Below are 240 nucleotides of genomic sequence, written 5' to 3'. Positions count from 1 at the left end.
CGAGCCGATCGAGGAACCGCGCAACCAGCGCCGCGCCGCCAATGACGATCGCGCCAGCATCGGCCAGATGCTTCAGGAGGTGCAGAGGGGCCGCCCCTCCCTCAACACCTACACCCTGTTCGCGATCTGCTCCGGCGTCTGGCTGCTCGGCTGCGCCATCCTCACCATCGCGTTCTGGCCGTCGCTGCAATCCGCGATGGCGCAGGGCACCGGCGTGCTGGTGCTTGCGGGCCTTGCCGC

Annotated in this window: 1 protein-coding gene; it reads left to right on the top strand. The window is 69.6% G+C overall.

The features are described 5' to 3' along the window. Positions 1–240 (top strand): hypothetical protein (locus tag RVY79_RS21340; RefSeq protein WP_317466624.1); only part of this gene is annotated, 240 nt, incomplete at both ends.

Origin of the sequence: Chromohalobacter sp. HP20-39 (assembly GCF_033052815.1) — a bacterium.
In the GTDB taxonomy this organism is placed as follows: domain Bacteria; phylum Pseudomonadota; class Gammaproteobacteria; order Pseudomonadales; family Halomonadaceae; genus Chromohalobacter.
This window is presented reverse-complemented; position numbering and strand designations above follow the sequence as displayed.